This is a genomic window from Francisella sp. 19S2-4 (genome assembly GCF_036281795.1).
Taxonomy (GTDB): domain Bacteria; phylum Pseudomonadota; class Gammaproteobacteria; order Francisellales; family Francisellaceae; genus Francisella.
In genome coordinates this window covers 91,317-108,625 of the sequence record NZ_JAWUZH010000001.1, presented here as the reverse complement: position 1 = coordinate 108,625, position 17,309 = coordinate 91,317, and the positions used below count along the sequence as shown (strand labels likewise).

Sequence of the window (17,309 nt, the reverse complement as noted above, 5' to 3'; positions counted from 1 at the left end):
GAACATTTACACTAAAAACTATTCTATTTATCCCATTAACGTAAGTAGATTGGTCATTGAATTAGCATTTTCTGTTTCAATTTTAAAAAGATTATACAACACTTTACAAAGCTCATCTTTATTAATATTTAATAAGTCATGTTTTGAAATCTTATAAACACAACAGTCATCAACTATTGCCTCTACAGTTAAGAAATATTTAGAACTACATATACTATCTATACCAATATGGTCATTATCAGCTATTATACCAACGTTACTCTGCCAACCTCCAGGAGAGGTAACATTTAGCGAAGCAAAGCCTGTTTGCAATAAATACACGTGATCTGCTTCATTACCTGTTTCTATAATATTACAACCTGTACTAAAACCATATAATTTAGCTTTTTTTGCTAATGATATAACTGTTTCTTGTGAACAGTTTTGAAAAATTTCAAAACCTTTAAAGTCTAACACTCTTGAATTATAAGCATCTCTCACCATATTAGTTATATTTGTTGAGTTAATTTCAGTCCATTTAAAATTTAATTTTTCCAGCACTTTGCTAGTATAATTTTGTTGAACAATAAATGCTGTATGTTCACTTTCACCTAACCATCCATAATGTAGCATAAAATCTTGTATATAATTAGAAAAAGCTGCCATATTATATTTATCACGAATACTATTTACAAAATTGACAAAAGAAGTTTTTTCTAACGATAAGCCTAAATTATTATCTTTCAAAATATCATCAAGTTTAGTTAGCTTATTATTATATGTATGGTAAATTCCATTATATAAATCTTTCTTATCAAAAATACTACAGATAGCTCTAGCCGTATCATTAATACATGACATCTCAGCAGAATAACCATCAAAAACTTCACCAATATTTAAAATTGATGTTACTGTCTGAAAGAAGCCATTATCTTTAAAATTTTGCTGGTGCTTTAGCGTTTCTGAATTATATACTAGATTACCAACGCGATATACATTTGTACTAATCCCTTCTTTTCTTGCTTTTATGGCTTCATACTCACCTTCTAGTTTTGTTTTAATATAAACATTGTCTATACCTTCTACTTTAGGAACATCCACTTCATTAAAAATAACTCTTTTCTCATCATATGTCCCAAGCTCACACACAGAACGAGTTGATACATAATGAAATGATATTTGTTTGTTTGCTTTTGATAAATTGATTAGATTTTTAACTGGCAAAACATTATCATTATAAAATTTTTCATACTCACCGTAATGACTCACATTTGCCGCTGTATGTATAATAGATTGAACATTATCTAATACAGACGAATATTTATCATCAGTTAAGCCTAATTTACCTTTAGATAAATCCCCAGCAAATATTTTTATGTCACCATTTTCAAAGTTTCTATCTAAAGTCGTATCAAAATAATAATGAAGCTTTTCTTTAGTACGCATTAATGCTTCACTATCATCTTTACCTCTTACGATAGCTATAACTTTCTTATTTAGCTTAATAAGCTCACTTACTATATGACTTCCTAAAAATCCAGTTGCCCCTGTCACAAGCACAGTATCAATATTTTCAATATTAGATATATCGATAGATTCTAACTCATTGTATAAAGAGCTAATTCTTTTATTTGCCAGTGCCTCTAAATCAAGTAATTGTTGATTATTATCAATAGATGCTTGCTCATATGCAGATATAATCTGATCAAATTTCAAATTTATATCAAACTTATTAATATTTATATTTTCAGTAATATTCCTAATCGTTTTATAGTCAAAAATATCAGCTATAGATAGCTTGAGCCCTTCTGTCTGTAATTTTGAAATAACTGCTATAGCCTTAATTGAGTTACCTCCAATAGAAAAAAATGAATCATCAATTCCTATTTCATTAACTCCGAGAATATTTGACCATATTGCTGATATTTTTTCTTCCACATCATTTCTTGGAGCAACATATTCAGATTGTAAGGATGATAAGTCTGGCTTAGGCAGGTTTTTTCTATCAACTTTACCATTAGGTGTTAATGGAAACGCCTCCATTTTAATATAAATATCTGGCACCATATAATCCGGTAAGTGATTCTTTAGCTCATCTTGAATAAATGCATGATCTAAATCATTGTCAGACACATAATATCCACACAAATATTTATTATTGTTTGTATCATCTAAAGCTAGAACAACAGCATCTTTGATATCTATTATATTTGCTAATCTAGTTTCAATCTCTCCTAGTTCTATACGATATCCTCTAACCTTAACTTGAAAATCTATTCTTCCTTGAACTTCAATATTTCCATCATCTCTCCAGACAGCTAAATCTCCTGTTTTATACAAAGTATCTTTAGTAATACGTTGATCTCCATCACACTTAAATGGATTATGAATAAACTTTTCTCTAGTCTGTTCTCTTTGATTAAAATACCCTAATGCTAAACTTTCTCCAGCAATACATAATTCACCAGGAACCCCTATAGGACATAACTTTAGCTCATTATCAACAATATAAATTTGGACATTAGAAAGTGGCTTACCAACTGGTATATTTCCATAATTTTTATCAACCTGAAAATCTGTCACATAAACTGTTGATTCTGTAGGACCATAGCCATTTACAAACTTATAAGACCTTTCTGTCCATTCTTTAAGCTTTTCACCTCCAACTTCTATAAAATCAAGTTGTTCATTATTATAAGTCTTTAGATATTGCTCTCCTAGCTGAGTTGTTAGGAAACATCCTTTAATCTTATTTTTATAGAAATATTTATCTAATTCTTCAAGAGACATCCTTACATACTCTGGTAATATGTGAACTGTTCCTCCAGTTATTAAAACCGGATATGTTCCCATTATACAAGCATCAAAACTAAAGCTAGCATATTCAGCAATTTGATCTCCTGCTTTTAGTTTACGCTTATCTTTATACCAAAATGAAAAATTCATCAAATTTTGATGAGATAACATTACTCCTTTTGGGTTTCCTGTCGAACCAGAAGTATATATTAACAAAGCAATATCTTTTGAATTAATGTCAATCTGTGGACTGTATTCACAGCTAAAACTATGTATTTGATCTATATCATTAAAATTACCAGTGAAACTAATATTATCTATTAATCTTCTCTCAGAAATTAGCATAGCAGCTTGAGAGTCATCTAGCATATATTGAACACGCTCTAACGGATACTTTTCATCTATACATACATATGCATAGCCAGCCTTCCACACAGCTAGCATACTTGCCAATATTTCTATACGGCGAGTCATATAAATAGCAATTATATTTGAGGAGTTTTGCTTTCTCTTTGGTAAGGAATTTGCAATCTTATTAACTAATCTATTAAGTTCGCTATATGTTATTTCTTCACCATCAACAATTATAGCTTTACTAGAAGGATACTTATCTATTGTAGCTTCAAAAATATCTATAATAGTTTTATCTCTAGGATAATCATAGTATGTATCATTAAATTTATCTAATATTAACGTTTTCTCTTCTTTTTTAAGTAAATCTAATTGTTTTAATTGTTTGTCTAATTCACAAGAAACTACTGAATCAAGAAGGTTAATATAATTATTTAAAAATCTCTTTACACTATTAGGTTCAAAAAGCCCTTTTTTATATTGTATCGTAGCTTCAAGAGACTCATTATTAATAGTTTGTAACGTAAGAGTTAGATCAAACATTGACTCCTTAACATTTGGTAAGCTAACGTCAATTGTAAAATCTTGATTATTATAATTTAAGTTCTTTTCTAGATAGTTAAAAAAGAAATTTATAAAAGGTAAGCTACCTGAAGAGTTCTCAATACCTGCATCTTGAATTAACTGCTCAAAGTTATAACTCTGATTCTTAAGCAAACTGAGAGTGGTGCTTTTTATATTACTAAAATATTTAGAAATAGTTTGGTTATCCTCAATATTAATCCTAAAAGGCAATGTATGTACAAACATACCTATATGCTCAGAGATACTGCTATGTGATCGTCCTGCTGTAGCTGTACCTATTGTTATATCATTTTGCCTAGAGTATCTCGATAAAAGTAAAGTATACACACCTATCATTAACATATATGGTGTAATATCTAACTTCTGACAAAAACTTAAAATAGACTGTTTCAACTCTGGATATATAACTTGGTTAACGTAGCCAGCCTCGTTTGATTTATTAGCTGATTTTAAATAATCAAATGGAAATTCTATCTCATTCGCACCCTCAATGTGTTTAACCCAATAATTTCTAATTTCTTTATAAAAGTCAGATTTAATGTAATGATGATTGTACCAATAAGCATAATCCTTATATTGTATTTCAAGACTATTTAAACTTTTGTTCTCGTATAAGTAACATAATTCTTTTACAAAAGGCTCTACTGAAGTACCATCAAATATAATATGATGAAAATCAAATAATAATACATAGCGTGTTCTATCTATCTCTAATAAACAAACTCTAAATAATGGTACTTTTGATAAATCAAAAGGTTTGACAAACTCTTTAAGTGTCATATCAAGTTCTTCTGCTGATATTTTCTTATAATGTTTAGAAATATTTACTTTATTATGTATCTTCTGTAATACTTCACCATCTACGTATTCAAAACTAGTTCGTAAAGATTCATGTCTTTCAATCAGCTTATCAATAGCTAAACCAACTCTTTCTTTATCTATATCTCCATTTATATTTAAGCATAAAGGAATATTATACGTGGTTCCTTGATTTCCTAAAATATTAGTCAAAAACATACCCTTTTGCGAGCTTGTAACTGGATACAACTCTCTCTCTGGCGCTGGTAATATTTTTTGTTCAAGACCAATCTCTTGTATATTACTAGCAATATCTTCTAATATAGGACTAGATAATATATCTGCTATACTAATTTCATAGCCTTGTTTTGATATCATAGATACTAAAGATATTGCTGATATTGAGCTTCCTCCAAGTTTAAAGAAATTATCTAACACTCCTATATTTTCAAGTTTCAAAATATCTTCTACAGCATGAACAATAATCTCTTCTATTTTATTTCTTGGTGCAACATATTCAGACTGTAAAGATGATAAATCTGGCTTAGGCAGATTTTTTCTATCAACTTTACCATTCGGCGTCAATGGGAACTTGTCTATTTTAATATAAACATCTGGAACCATATAATCTGGTAAATACTTTTTTAATTTTTCTTGAATTAATCTACTATCTAAATCCTTATCAGATATATAATAACCACATAAATATTTATTACTATTTTTATCATCTAAAGCTAAAACAACAGCATCTTTGATATCTATTATATTTGCTAACCTAGTTTCAATCTCTCCTAGCTCTATTCGATATCCTCTAACTTTAACTTGAAAATCAGTACGTCCAAGAAACTCAATATTGCCATCAATCTTCCATTTAGCTAAGTCACCTGTACGGTATATTCGCTCTTCTAAGCCATCATGATATATAAAAGACATTTCTGTTAAATCTGGACGGTTTAAGTAACCTTTTGCTAATCCTTCACCTGCTATGCAAAGTTCTCCCGCAATACCTATAGGACAAAGATTTAAATCTTTATTAAGAATAAAAATTTTATAATTTTTAATTGGTTTTCCTATAGGAATATTTAAGTAGCTTTTATCTAACTTAATTGAACTTGCATAAACAGTTGCTTCTGTTGGGCCATATGCATTCACTAATTGGTACGATGATGGCTGATAATGCTTGAGCTTATCTCCAGCTGTTATCAAATATTTTAAACATGGAGCATTCTTAGAAGCAAACTGCTCATAAATTGCAGGAGGCATAAATATATGAGAAATATTATTCTTATTAACATAATTTGCTATTTCATCTGGAGATAATCGTAAAAATTTATCAGAAAAGTGTAGTTTTGCTCCAGAAATTAATGTAGGAAATATCTCTGATATAGAGACATCAAAGGCAACACCTGCATATTTTAAAATTTGGCTTTCACTCTGCAACTCATATTCATCAATATACCAATAGCAGAAATTAGTTAAAGCCTTATGTTGAACTTCTACACCTTTAGGTTCTCCTGTTGAACCAGATGTATAAATAACATATGCAGACTGTTCTGGAGAAATTTTAACTTCTGGATTTTCTGAAATACCATCATCTAAATCATCTAAACAAAAAATATTCCCTGTATACTGTTGCTTTAATTCTAAAGAAATATAGTCTTTGTTTGATAGTAAAGTTCTTGAGGAACTACTCTCTAAAATCTTTATCTTTCTTTCAAGAGGAAACTCTGGAGAAATTGGAATGTAAGCTTTTCCACTTTTTAGTACTCCTAATATAGCAGTAGCCATATTATAGTGATCATTATCACTTAATATACCAACAACTTTTTCACTATCTTTTTTTAATAAATAGTTTGCTATTAAATTTGCTTGTTCATTTAATTCTTTATATGTAATCGACTTCTCTTTATAGATTAATGCTACCCTATCAGCATACTTCCTTACTGTTTCATCAAACAAGTCAACAATGGTTTTATCTTTAGGATAGTCTATATATGTATCATTGAATTTATTTAATATAAGATCTTTATCTTGATCAGATAATAAAGAGTAACACTTACTATTTTTCATTGTTCTTATCTCCTAAAAACTTAATTAATATAGCTGTTTTATCATCTTCAGCAAAAGAGGCTTCTTTAAAAGAATTTATATCACTAAATAATTTACTCATTTGATCAGATGCGGAAAGGTGTATATTTTGTTCTAATACCTTTTTAATTCTTTGAGCTCCATAAAGTCCTTTTGATGACTTAACTTCTGATAAACCATCTGTATATAAAAACAAACTTTTACATACGTTCATATTAATAATATCTTCGCTATACTCAGCTTCAGAATCAATTCCTAAAACAATGTAACCATCTTTTAAATCTAAACTTTGAGAATCATTAGAAAAAATTATTGGTTTATCATGACCTGCGTTTGATATATGTATTTTTTTAGATTTAAAATCAATCTTTATACATATACAGCTTATAAACATATTATTCTTATTATAGCTACACATATATTTATTAAGCATATCTATAACTTCTTTAGGGTTTTTATTCAAATTTATAACAAATCTAAATTTAGCTAGTAGAAACAAACTAAATATACTTGCTGCTGAGTTTTTACCCATTGAGTCGCCGATAAGAATCCAAAGATTATCTGATTCATCTAACCTTAGATCATATATATCACCACTTAAATCTTCAGCTGAACTATAATGAGTAGCAATGTCTATGTGTTTTATTGTAGATATATCTATAACATCAGACATAAACATTTCTTGAATCTGTTTAGCTAGGTATAACTCTGACTTCTTAGTATTAAGCTCTTTTTGGATTTCAATGTATCTTAAAATATCAAGTCTCATTTTCTCAACTGATCTATATAACTTTTTGACTTCTAGACTTCTAAGATTTGATCCAATTATTTGTTTGTCTAAGTTTTTATTTTCTACTATATGATCCATATAGTTAGATAATTGAACAATAGGCATAGTTAATTTATCAATCTTTTTACGTAATATTCTTGATAAGAAAATATTAATAAAGAATAAGCTAAATAAGAGTATTATAAAAGTTGCTAAAGCTATAAGCATAGGTTTTTGTAAACCTATCTTTATTACTACAACAATACCATCATAAACTAAACTCTCTCTATGATACATTGAAAGGCCTTGAATATGCCACCCACTGCCTTTATTAAAAGAAAGGTCTTTAGATACTATTTTAGTTGATGAAACAGTAAATCTCACATATGAAGATTTATGGACATTATCATCGATGCTTATATAGACGTGAATATCATTCGCAGTCATTTTCTCTCTTATTTCGCTAATTATACTATCCACATCAACATCAAAAGCTCCAACAGCAGTAACTTCACCGCAGTTATTAATAAAAGGAAACGAGTAGGTAGCAGTAAAGTTGTGTTTGCTCCCTCCAAACCAATTTAACTTAATAGAATCCATATGAGGCTTTCTTGTAGACAAAGGTATACTAAACCATTTCCTATAATAGTACTTAGTTCCTATAGTATTATATATTTCTGATAACTTCTGTCGTTTTACCTGATTACCACTCCTATATATATAAAAGCCTTCTTCCTTAACTTTAGGATTTGAGGCATATGCTACTGCAAATATATATTCATAGCCTGATAAGGCTTCTTTAGCGAATTTCATAGCATTTACTTTAGGGTCAATATCCAAAACAATTTTATATGCCTCTTGTGCTGAACTTAGCTCCTTTTCAATATTATCTGACGCACTTTCAATAGATGAATAGATTTCATTAGATTTAACCGTTTCTTCATAAGTTAAAAATGAGAATACAAAAATACTTAATAGTAAAAATAATGTAGTCACTAATATATTAACTAACCAATATGCTGGCCTATGAAAATACCATGATATACTCTTATCAATATTTTTATTAACTTTCATAATGTTATTTCTAAATAGTTAATATTATATTTCCCAGATCTAGTATACGTCCATTTATCACAAAAGTTCTCTACTAAATTTATACCATGCCCACCTATACTATCTGCTTCAGTTTTCTTGAAGGCTTTATCATAATCAAACTTTGATGTATTATCTATTAGTGAAAGCTCTATGTGAGAATCTTTATTTTGAACCTTTATTTCAAAACTCAAAGTGTTATCATTATCCTGATCATACCCGTGATACCAACAGTTAAGTAATAACTCTTCATAAATCAACTTGATTTTAAACAAATTAGACTCAGATATATTCTCTTGCTCTAAAGATTTACTAAGATCAAAAAGAAGTTTATTAATATCTTCTAAACTAAGGCATTTCCTATGTATACTTAACATTATTTAATCAAATCTTTTACTTCTTCAAAGGTTTTACAAATAGGAATTAACTTAACAAATCCAGAAACTCTTAAAACTTCATTAACTAAGCTTGAAGGATTTAATATTATTAGTTTCTTGTTACTTGTTGATAAACTTTTAAATATTAATATTAAAGATCTTAGCCCTGCACTACTTAAATAAGTAAGATTAGAAAAATCAAGAACTATATTACAAGGCTCACCATCATTAATTCTCCTAATATCATTATTAAAACTATTGCAAGAAGTTGAGTTCAACTCCCCTTTTAAACCAATAACTAAAATACCATCTTCTTTTTTAGAACAAACTAATTCCAACATTAAATACTTCCTTATCATTCTCTATATACCTCTTATAAATCAATAGTATCTTAATTTAAATAACATACAAAATATTTTCCCAACTTTGCCGTAAAATTTATTGAAATTAAGAATATATTCATTTTTATATATCTTGAAAAGGAATATTAAAGAAGAATAACTTGATAAAATGTAATTAAATCCGATTGATTAATAAACTTTTCACTAATAAAAAATCTCTATAATCAGTAAAACTATAGAAAGTAAATTCAAGATAATCAAAGTGTAGCTAATATGCTTAAACCCCGATATAAAAATCTTATAAGCTGTCCACAAAATTAATCCTAATATCACACCATGAGTTATTGACCCTGTCAGAGGAATTATAAACATAGTTAATAACGCAGGTACCGCTTCCGGGATATTATCCCAGTCAATATCTATTACTAGCCTAACCATATGTACTCCAACGATGAATAACACTGGAGCTGTTGCTACTGCTAGAACAAGAGATAACAATGGTGATAAAAATAAAAATGGTAAAAATAATAAACCAGTTACAATAACTCCAAACCCTGTTTTAGTTCCTGCTTTAATTCCCGTTATCGACTCGATATAACCTATTGCTGAACTAGTACCAAATATCCCAGATAATATCCCACAAATACCCTCCACAGTAAGTATTTGTTTAAAGTTTCTTGGTTCACCTTTATCATCTAAAAGATTACCAGCTTCACAAATACCTATTGCCCCAGCTAAACTATCAAATAACACAGTAAATATAAAAGCAAATATAGCTGGCCATAGTGCTATTGATAATGAGTTAACTAAATCAAGCTGGCCAAATACCGAAAAATCTGGCATTGATACAATACCACTAAATTTAATAGATAGTTCTAAACTTGGAAAGAATAAATTTAATAATAGATAAATAACTGTAATGCCGACTATGCCTAAAATCAGTGAAGAAGAATAGTTATAATAAGTTAATATCCCAATAAATAACAACCCCAGCATAAATAAAACAAATGATATATTTATATTTGCCATTTTTATCATATTCTCAGTATCAGGAGCTACGATATTTGCTGACTTTAATGCCAAAAATGCTATTAATAGACCTATACCAGCGACAACTGCATACCTAATCTGTTTTGGAATAGCTTTTATAATTTTTGTTCTAATATTGGTTATTGATAGAATTGTAAAAATAATCCCTGACCAAAAGACAACCCCTAAAGCTACTTGCCAGCTCACATGCATTTGCTGAACTACTGTATAAGTAAAAAACGCATTAATACCCATACCCGGAGCAATTGCTATAGGATTATTTGAAAATATTCCCATCAGAATACAACCAATAAAAGATACTACTATTGTAGCTGTTAAGGCACCTGCAAAAGGTATGCCTGCTTGAGATAATATTACTGGATTAACAATGATTATATACATCATTGATAAAAAAGTTGTTATTCCACCAACAGTTTCTCGTTTAAAAGAAAAATCATCTTCTTTAAATGTATCAGATATTTTTAATTGCATAATATTTAACCTAAATAAATTTAGCATCTAAGCTATTATTTATTAGCTTAATAATTTGTGTATCAGATAATTTTAATGCTTGAGCTAACTGTTTATAGTTTTCATTAACATACCCCCCAAAATATGCAGGGTCATCTGAATTAATAGTCACTTTAACACCCTTTTCTAAAAGCTTAGCTGCTGGGTGATCAGACAAATTAGTCATTACCTTTAAGCATTTGTTTGATAGAGGGCACATTGTTAAAGCTATATCATCTTTTATAATTCTTTGTATAAGTGTTTCATCGTCTAAAATAGCATTACCATGATCTATCCTATCAACTCCTAATATATCTATTGCTTCCGAAATATATTCAACAGGCCCTTCTTCGCCAGCATGAGCAACCAAATATAATCCTTCTTTTTTTGCTTGCTCGAAAACTCTTTTAAATTTAGATGGCGGATTTCCTAACTCACTACTATCTAAACCTATACCTATAAAGTTATCACGAAAATCCATAATTTTTTCAAAAGAGCGTAAAGCATTATCCTCTGATAGATGACGCAAAAAACACACTATTATACTAGTTTTTATAGAAAAATCTTTTTCTGCCTGTGTAATAGCCTGTCTAATCCCATTAAATACTATCGACAAAGATATCCCTCTATCTAAATGTGCTTGAGGATCAACAAAAATTTCAGCATGCGTTACATTATCTTGACTAGCTCTAGTTAAATAAGCATAAGTTAAATCATAGAAATCATGCTCTGTTAATAACACAGACATGCCTTGATAATATAAGTCTAAAAAATCTTGGAGATTATTAAAACTATATGCTTTCTTGATTTTATCTATCGAGCTATACTTAAGATTTACTTTATTTCTTTGTGCTAATTGAAACATCATTTCGGGTTCTAATGTTCCCTCTATATGAAGATGAAGCTCAGCTTTTGGCATTGCTAAGAGATTGTTATATTTCATAATATTTAATAAAATTAATACTTAATATTTAATAAACACATATTATTACATAAAATTTTTTTCTTTGAAACTTGATAATTTTCATATAAGAAATATTTATTATTTTCATAATTAATTATTATTTGACTCAACTTACAAGATTAAATAGAATCGATTCATAGGCTTAAATTTATTTTAAATATTTTTAAACCTTAATGAGATAGGTATGAATTATTTCTAAATTTTATTAAATTAGATAATTAACTACTTATAAATTAAAACCAATAAAAGGAACTAACTAGCCATGGTAAAAAAAATTGTTACTGCTATAGGGATGTCTGGGATGTTACTATCTGGTGATAGTGCTTTCGCGGAAAACAAAGATAGCTTATCTCCTCAAAGTGTAAACCTATCTCCTCTACGCAACTTAAATACTATAGATAGCCCAATGGGAAAAAATTATAGTTATCGTGAAGCCTTTAAAAAACTCGATACAGAACAATTAAAAAAAGATATGCAAAATCTTTTAACTCAATCACAAGACTGGTGGCCGGCTGACTTCGGTAACTATGGTCCTTTCTTTATTAGATTATCTTGGCATGATGCCGGTACATATAGAATATTTGATGGTCGTGGCGGAGCTAATCGTGGTCAACAAAGATTCTCTCCTTTAAATAGTTGGCCAGATAATGTAAACCTTGATAAAGCAAGACAGCTTTTATGGCCAATTAAGCAAAAATATGGCAATGCTGTATCTTGGTCAGATTTAATTGTATTAGCTGGTACAGTTTCCTTAGAATCTATGGGAATGAAACCTATTGGTTTTGCATTTGGCAGAGAAGACGACTGGCAAGGGGATGATACTAATTGGGGCGTATCTCCAGAAGAGCTATCTAGTAATGTAAAAAATGGTAAACTAGAAACTCCATATTCTGCAACTCAAATGGGCTTAATCTATGTAAACCCTGAAGGTCCTGATGGTAAACCAGATGTTAAGAAGGCTGGAGATGCAATTCGTCAGGCATTTAGTGGTATGGGCATGACAGATAAAGAAACTGTAGCTTTAATTGCTGGTGGTCATACATTTGGTAAAACTCATGGTGCAGTGCCTGCTAAAGATGTCAAAAAAGATATTGGACCTGCTCCAGATAAAGCACCAATCGAACAACAAGGATTTGGCTGGCATAATAGTTATGGTACTGGCAAAGGTGATGATACTATGGGCAGTGGTCTTGAAGGTTCTTGGACTGCTACTCCTACATACTGGAATCATGACTTCTTAAATAACTTATATAATTTAGATTATGAAAAAACATTATCTCCTGCAGGTGCCCATCAATGGGTTGCTACTAATGCTAAACCTGAAAACATGGTACCAGATGCTCATAAACCAGGTGTTAAGCATAAACCTATAATGTTTACTACGGACCTTGCGTTAAAAGAAGATCCTAAATTCAATAAATATGCTCAAGAGTTCTACAAAAATCCTGAAGAATTCAAAGAAGAATTTGCTAAAGCATGGTTTAAACTAACTCATAGAGATATGGGTCCTAAATCAAGATATATGGGTCCTTGGATTCCTAAACAAGATTTCATTTGGCAAGATCCTGTTCCTGTAGCTGACTATAAGCAAGTATCTACTCAAGATATAGCACAGCTTAAACAAGATATTGCAAATTCTGGACTTACTAATCAACAGCTTATAAAAACTGCTTGGGACTCTGCTTCTACATATCGTAAAACTGATTACAGAGGTGGATCTAATGGTGCTAGAATTGCTTTAGCTCCAGAGAAAGATTGGCAAATGAATGAACCTGCTAAGCTTGAAGTTGTTCTTGCTAAACTTAAAGAAATACAAACTAACTTTAATAACAGTAAGAAAGATGGCACTAAAATTTCTTTAGCTGATCTAATAGTATTAGGTGGTAATGTAGGTGTTGAACAAGCTGCTAAACAAGCAGGTTATACTATAGAAATACCTTTTGTACCAGGTAGAACAGATGCTACTCAAGCTCAAACTGATATAGAGTCATTTAATTACCTAAAAACTAAAGCTGATGGCTTCATAAACTACACTGATGGTAGCGTAGCTATTAATCAACTACCTCAAGCATTAGTTGAAAAAGCAAGTATGCTTAAATTAAATATACCTGAAATGACTGTATTAGTTGGCGGTATGCGTGCTCTAAATGTAAATTATGATGACTCTCAAGAAGGTGTATTTACAGCAACTCCAGGTCAGCTTAATAATAACTTCTTTGTAAACTTACTAGATATGTCTACAGAGTGGAAAAAATCTGATACAAATGCTGGTGAATATATCGGTGTAGATAGAAAAACTGGTAAGCAAAAATGGACTGCTTCTCCTGTAGATCTAATCTTTGGCTCAAACTCAGAACTTAAAGCTGTAGCTCAAGTTTATGCTGAAAATGGTAACGAGCAAAAGTTTGTCAATGACTTTGCTAAAGCTTGGCATAAAGTTATGATGCTTGGCAGATTTGATGTTCAAAAATAATCTATTACTTTCTGAATTTGCTTAATTTTCTTTAAAGATATATATTTATATCTATATTTCTACCCATAAAGGTTAATTAATGAATACTTTGAATATTGTTAGCTTATTTATTTCTTTAGTTGCTGTTGGAGTTGCATTTTGGCAAGGTTTTCTTTCAAAAGCTCAACTAGAGCAAGCAAAAAGCACTAAAGATGAGGCAAATAAATTACTTGATGAAATAAAAACAAAAGTAGCAAAAGTAGAAACAATATCTGATGAAACTCGTAAAGATGTTAAAGAACAAATTTCAAAACTGATCGATAAACAGGATGAAAATTTTAAAGTTTTATTAAATGCTCCTAATCAAAATAGTCAAAATGAAATGATTATGAGTTTACTACCAAGCCTATTAGAAAAACCAGATATATTAAAGACTTTTATAGAGCTTGGTCAAAAAGATAAGAAATAATTCAATAAAGTTCTTCTTAAAACAGCTAATATCATTAGAGATTTAATCTAAATAGCTAAATATATCAGACTTGAAAATACATATATTTAATCTAATATGTAACTATATAAGCACGAATTTACTAGATTTTATATGCCTATAAACCTTTATCATGAAAATGACTACCTAAGACAAAATAATAATATTTCTATAAAAGAAAATTTTTCACCCTTTAGAAGAGATTATGCCCGTGTTGTACACTCTTCATCATTTAGAAGGCTTCAAGCAAAGACACAGATTTTCCCAAGCTTTGAAAATGACTTTTTTAGAAACAGACTTACTCACTCTTTAGAGGTCGCACAGATAGCTAAATCTATTGCGGTTAAACTAAATGCTGAATATGATCTTAACCTTGACTATGACCTCATCGAAACAGCTGCTCTTTGCCATGATATTGGGCATCCTCCTTTTGGACATAATGGCGAAGTCGCATTAAATAAAAAGATGCGTAATTTTGGAGGCTTTGAAAGCAATGCTCAAACATTACGTTTAATCTCCCATACAGCAAAAAAAGATGTTGATCAGAAGCAAAGTTTTGGTCTAAATCTTACTTATAGAACTATAGCGTCAACTATAAAATATGATAATTTAATACCTCCTATTAGTGATCTAGGCCATCTTTCTAAAGGCTACTATAATGAGGAATCTAGACTTGTTGAAGATATTAAGCAAAAACTACTAGAACCTTACGGAGTAAAATCTATAGAAGGTAGTTTTAAAACCATCGAATGTTATATTATGGATGTGGCTGATGATATTGCTTATTCCACCTACGATGTTGAAGATGCACTCAAAGGAGGATTTATAGATCCTCTATCTATGGCTAGCATTGATGATAGACTTCTTGAAAAAATATTTAATGCTATGCCTAAAGATCTTGAAATCACTAAAGATGAAATCAAAGAAATTTTAAAAAATATTTTTTCAGATTATATAGACTTTAGTTCAGATGCTACAGATATTTATAAAGTCTCTAAAAATATTGCTAATAATAGTCTTTTACGTACCAAATTAACTTCAAGATTAGTTAATAGCTGTATCCAAAATATTGAAATTGATATAAATCAAAATATACCTATTATTTCTAAAGTTTATCTAAATGATCAAATTAGAAAACAAGTTGAAGTTCTAAAAAAATATATTTTATTTAAAATAATAAAATCTCCAAAGCTTAACGTTCTAAGATATAGAGGCCGAGAAATTATTTCTGAGATTTTTGATATTTTGATTAACTCTGATGTTAATGAAAGTCTTCTACCAGATGATATTGGTGCAATATTCTATAATACTCATAACGCTCAAGGTAAAGCTCGTATTATCTGTGATTATATATCTTCAATGACTGATAGATATATAATTGAGCTTTATAATCAGTTTAAATCAGATCCTTCCTCTATGATATTTAAACCTTTTTCATAAAATAGCTAGCACCTACAATCCCAACTAGTGAAACTACTCCAGCTGCAATTATTAGATATATAGGAACCAACAAACTATTAGTCACTGAGATTAAAGATATTGTAAGTGCTGGCGCACCAGCTGAAAATACTAGATATCCTAGATTGTAGGATACTCCATAGCCCCTACATCTATATTCTAGCTTAAAGAAATTAGTTATCATGACATTATATGTTGAAGCAAAAAATCCCATCACTATCGATAATATAATAAAACAAGCAAACACATCTCTACCTTCAATCAAGTTTTTATAGAAAATAGGGCTTACAACCATTGATATAATAATCAAAAAAGCTAACATCTTAGCTTTAGATACATAATCACTAATAAAACCTCCTACTAAACAACTTATTGCCATTATTATAGATCCTGTTAAAAGCAAATCCGATAGATCAAACTTAGATACTATATACATCTTCTGAAATGTCGGTAAAAACAAATATAACTGTGTAAATAGCATTGCAATAGCTGCAACAAGCGATATACCAACTATCGTTTTAACAACAAATACTCCTCTTGAAGAAGTACTACCTTGATTATTAGCTATAGCTTCTTTAACTTGAGGTAGATCAATAATATTTTTTCTCAAAAAGAATAAAGCAAGAGTAAAGCATGCTCCTAAGAAATATCCTATTCTCCAGCCATACTCATGTACAAAACTTTGACTAGTAAAATGATCTAATAGGAATAAAACCAAAGATGTCATCATAATACCAAGGCTTAGACAACAAAAAACCATACTTGTTACAAAGCCCTGCCTTTTAGGATAATTCTCAACTATATAAACTACTGAAACAGGTATCTCCGCACCAATAGCTAATGCTTGTATACAACGTAAAAAAACAAATAATATTGTTGCTAATACTCCGATACTTTCAATCGTTGGCAAAAATGCTAAGATTATCGTTGAAAAAAATAATAAAGCCATATTTAACCGAAGTATAAATGCTCTTCCTTTTATATCTGCAATATAGCCAAATGCCCAAGCACCCAGAGGTCTAATAATATAACCACCGATATACACGAGAAAAACTAATAAAATACCACTAATAGAACTGCCTTTATCAAAAAACTTATTTTCAATAGTCATAGCAAAAACAAAGTATATCGCAGTATCATAATACTCAAAAGCAGCGCCTAAAGTAGAGAAGAGAAGTCTCTTATACTCTTTCATTTAATTATTTTTTTAGAAATTTTTATATATATTAGCAT

General features: G+C 29.8%; 10 protein-coding genes. 3 read left to right on the top strand and 7 right to left on the bottom strand.

Annotation, left to right across the window (positions count from 1 at the left end; genetic code table 11):
- Positions 1–27: 27 nt before the first annotated feature.
- From R8535_RS00455 to R8535_RS00430, 6 genes are all read right to left on the bottom strand, one after another.
- A complete protein-coding gene (locus R8535_RS00455; protein ID WP_329495492.1) occupies positions 28–6,579 on the bottom strand; it encodes a non-ribosomal peptide synthetase in 6,552 nt (2,183 codons plus the stop codon).
- Positions 6,569–8,440, bottom strand: a complete 1,872-nt coding sequence (locus R8535_RS00450) for a SpoIIE family protein phosphatase (RefSeq protein ID WP_329495489.1) — start codon at positions 8,438–8,440, stop codon at positions 6,569–6,571. Before R8535_RS00450 ends, R8535_RS00455 begins: the two co-directional genes overlap by 11 nt.
- Positions 8,437–8,835, bottom strand: coding sequence for an ATP-binding protein (locus R8535_RS00445; protein WP_329495487.1), 399 nt, complete (start codon positions 8,833–8,835; stop codon positions 8,437–8,439). Before R8535_RS00445 ends, R8535_RS00450 begins: the two co-directional genes overlap by 4 nt.
- Positions 8,835–9,176, bottom strand: coding sequence for an STAS domain-containing protein (locus R8535_RS00440; protein ID WP_329495486.1), 342 nt, complete (start codon positions 9,174–9,176; stop codon positions 8,835–8,837). The genes R8535_RS00445 and R8535_RS00440 overlap by 1 nt, the downstream gene beginning before the upstream one ends.
- Positions 9,177–9,380: 204 nt before the next feature.
- On the bottom strand, positions 9,381–10,697 hold the full coding sequence (locus tag R8535_RS00435) for an NCS2 family permease (RefSeq protein WP_329495485.1): 1,317 nt from the start codon (positions 10,695–10,697) through the stop codon (positions 9,381–9,383).
- Positions 10,698–10,707: 10 nt separating this feature from the next.
- Positions 10,708–11,658 (bottom strand): adenosine deaminase, encoded by a 951-nt coding sequence (locus tag R8535_RS00430; RefSeq protein ID WP_329495483.1) that lies wholly within the window; start codon positions 11,656–11,658, stop codon positions 10,708–10,710.
- 283 nt (positions 11,659–11,941) lie between these two features.
- Between R8535_RS00430 and katG the strand changes: the two genes are divergently transcribed.
- From katG to dgt, 3 genes are all read left to right on the top strand, one after another.
- Complete coding sequence (katG, locus tag R8535_RS00425; RefSeq protein WP_329495482.1) at positions 11,942–14,152, top strand: catalase/peroxidase HPI; 2,211 nt, start codon at positions 11,942–11,944, stop codon at positions 14,150–14,152.
- Positions 14,153–14,231: 79 nt separating this feature from the next.
- Positions 14,232–14,600, top strand: coding sequence for a hypothetical protein (locus R8535_RS00420; RefSeq protein ID WP_192578278.1), 369 nt, complete (start codon positions 14,232–14,234; stop codon positions 14,598–14,600).
- A gap of 132 nt (positions 14,601–14,732) precedes the next feature.
- Positions 14,733–16,058 (top strand): dGTP triphosphohydrolase, encoded by a 1,326-nt coding sequence (dgt, locus tag R8535_RS00415; protein WP_329495479.1) that lies wholly within the window; start codon positions 14,733–14,735, stop codon positions 16,056–16,058.
- On the opposite strand, the gene R8535_RS00410 is transcribed toward dgt, so the two are convergent.
- Positions 16,042–17,271 carry an MFS transporter gene (locus R8535_RS00410; RefSeq protein ID WP_329495478.1) on the bottom strand — a complete coding sequence of 410 codons (1,230 nt, stop codon included), beginning with the start codon at positions 17,269–17,271 and terminating at the stop codon, positions 16,042–16,044. The two genes, dgt and R8535_RS00410, sit on opposite strands and share 17 nt — an antisense overlap.
- Positions 17,272–17,309: the final 38 nt, after the last annotated feature.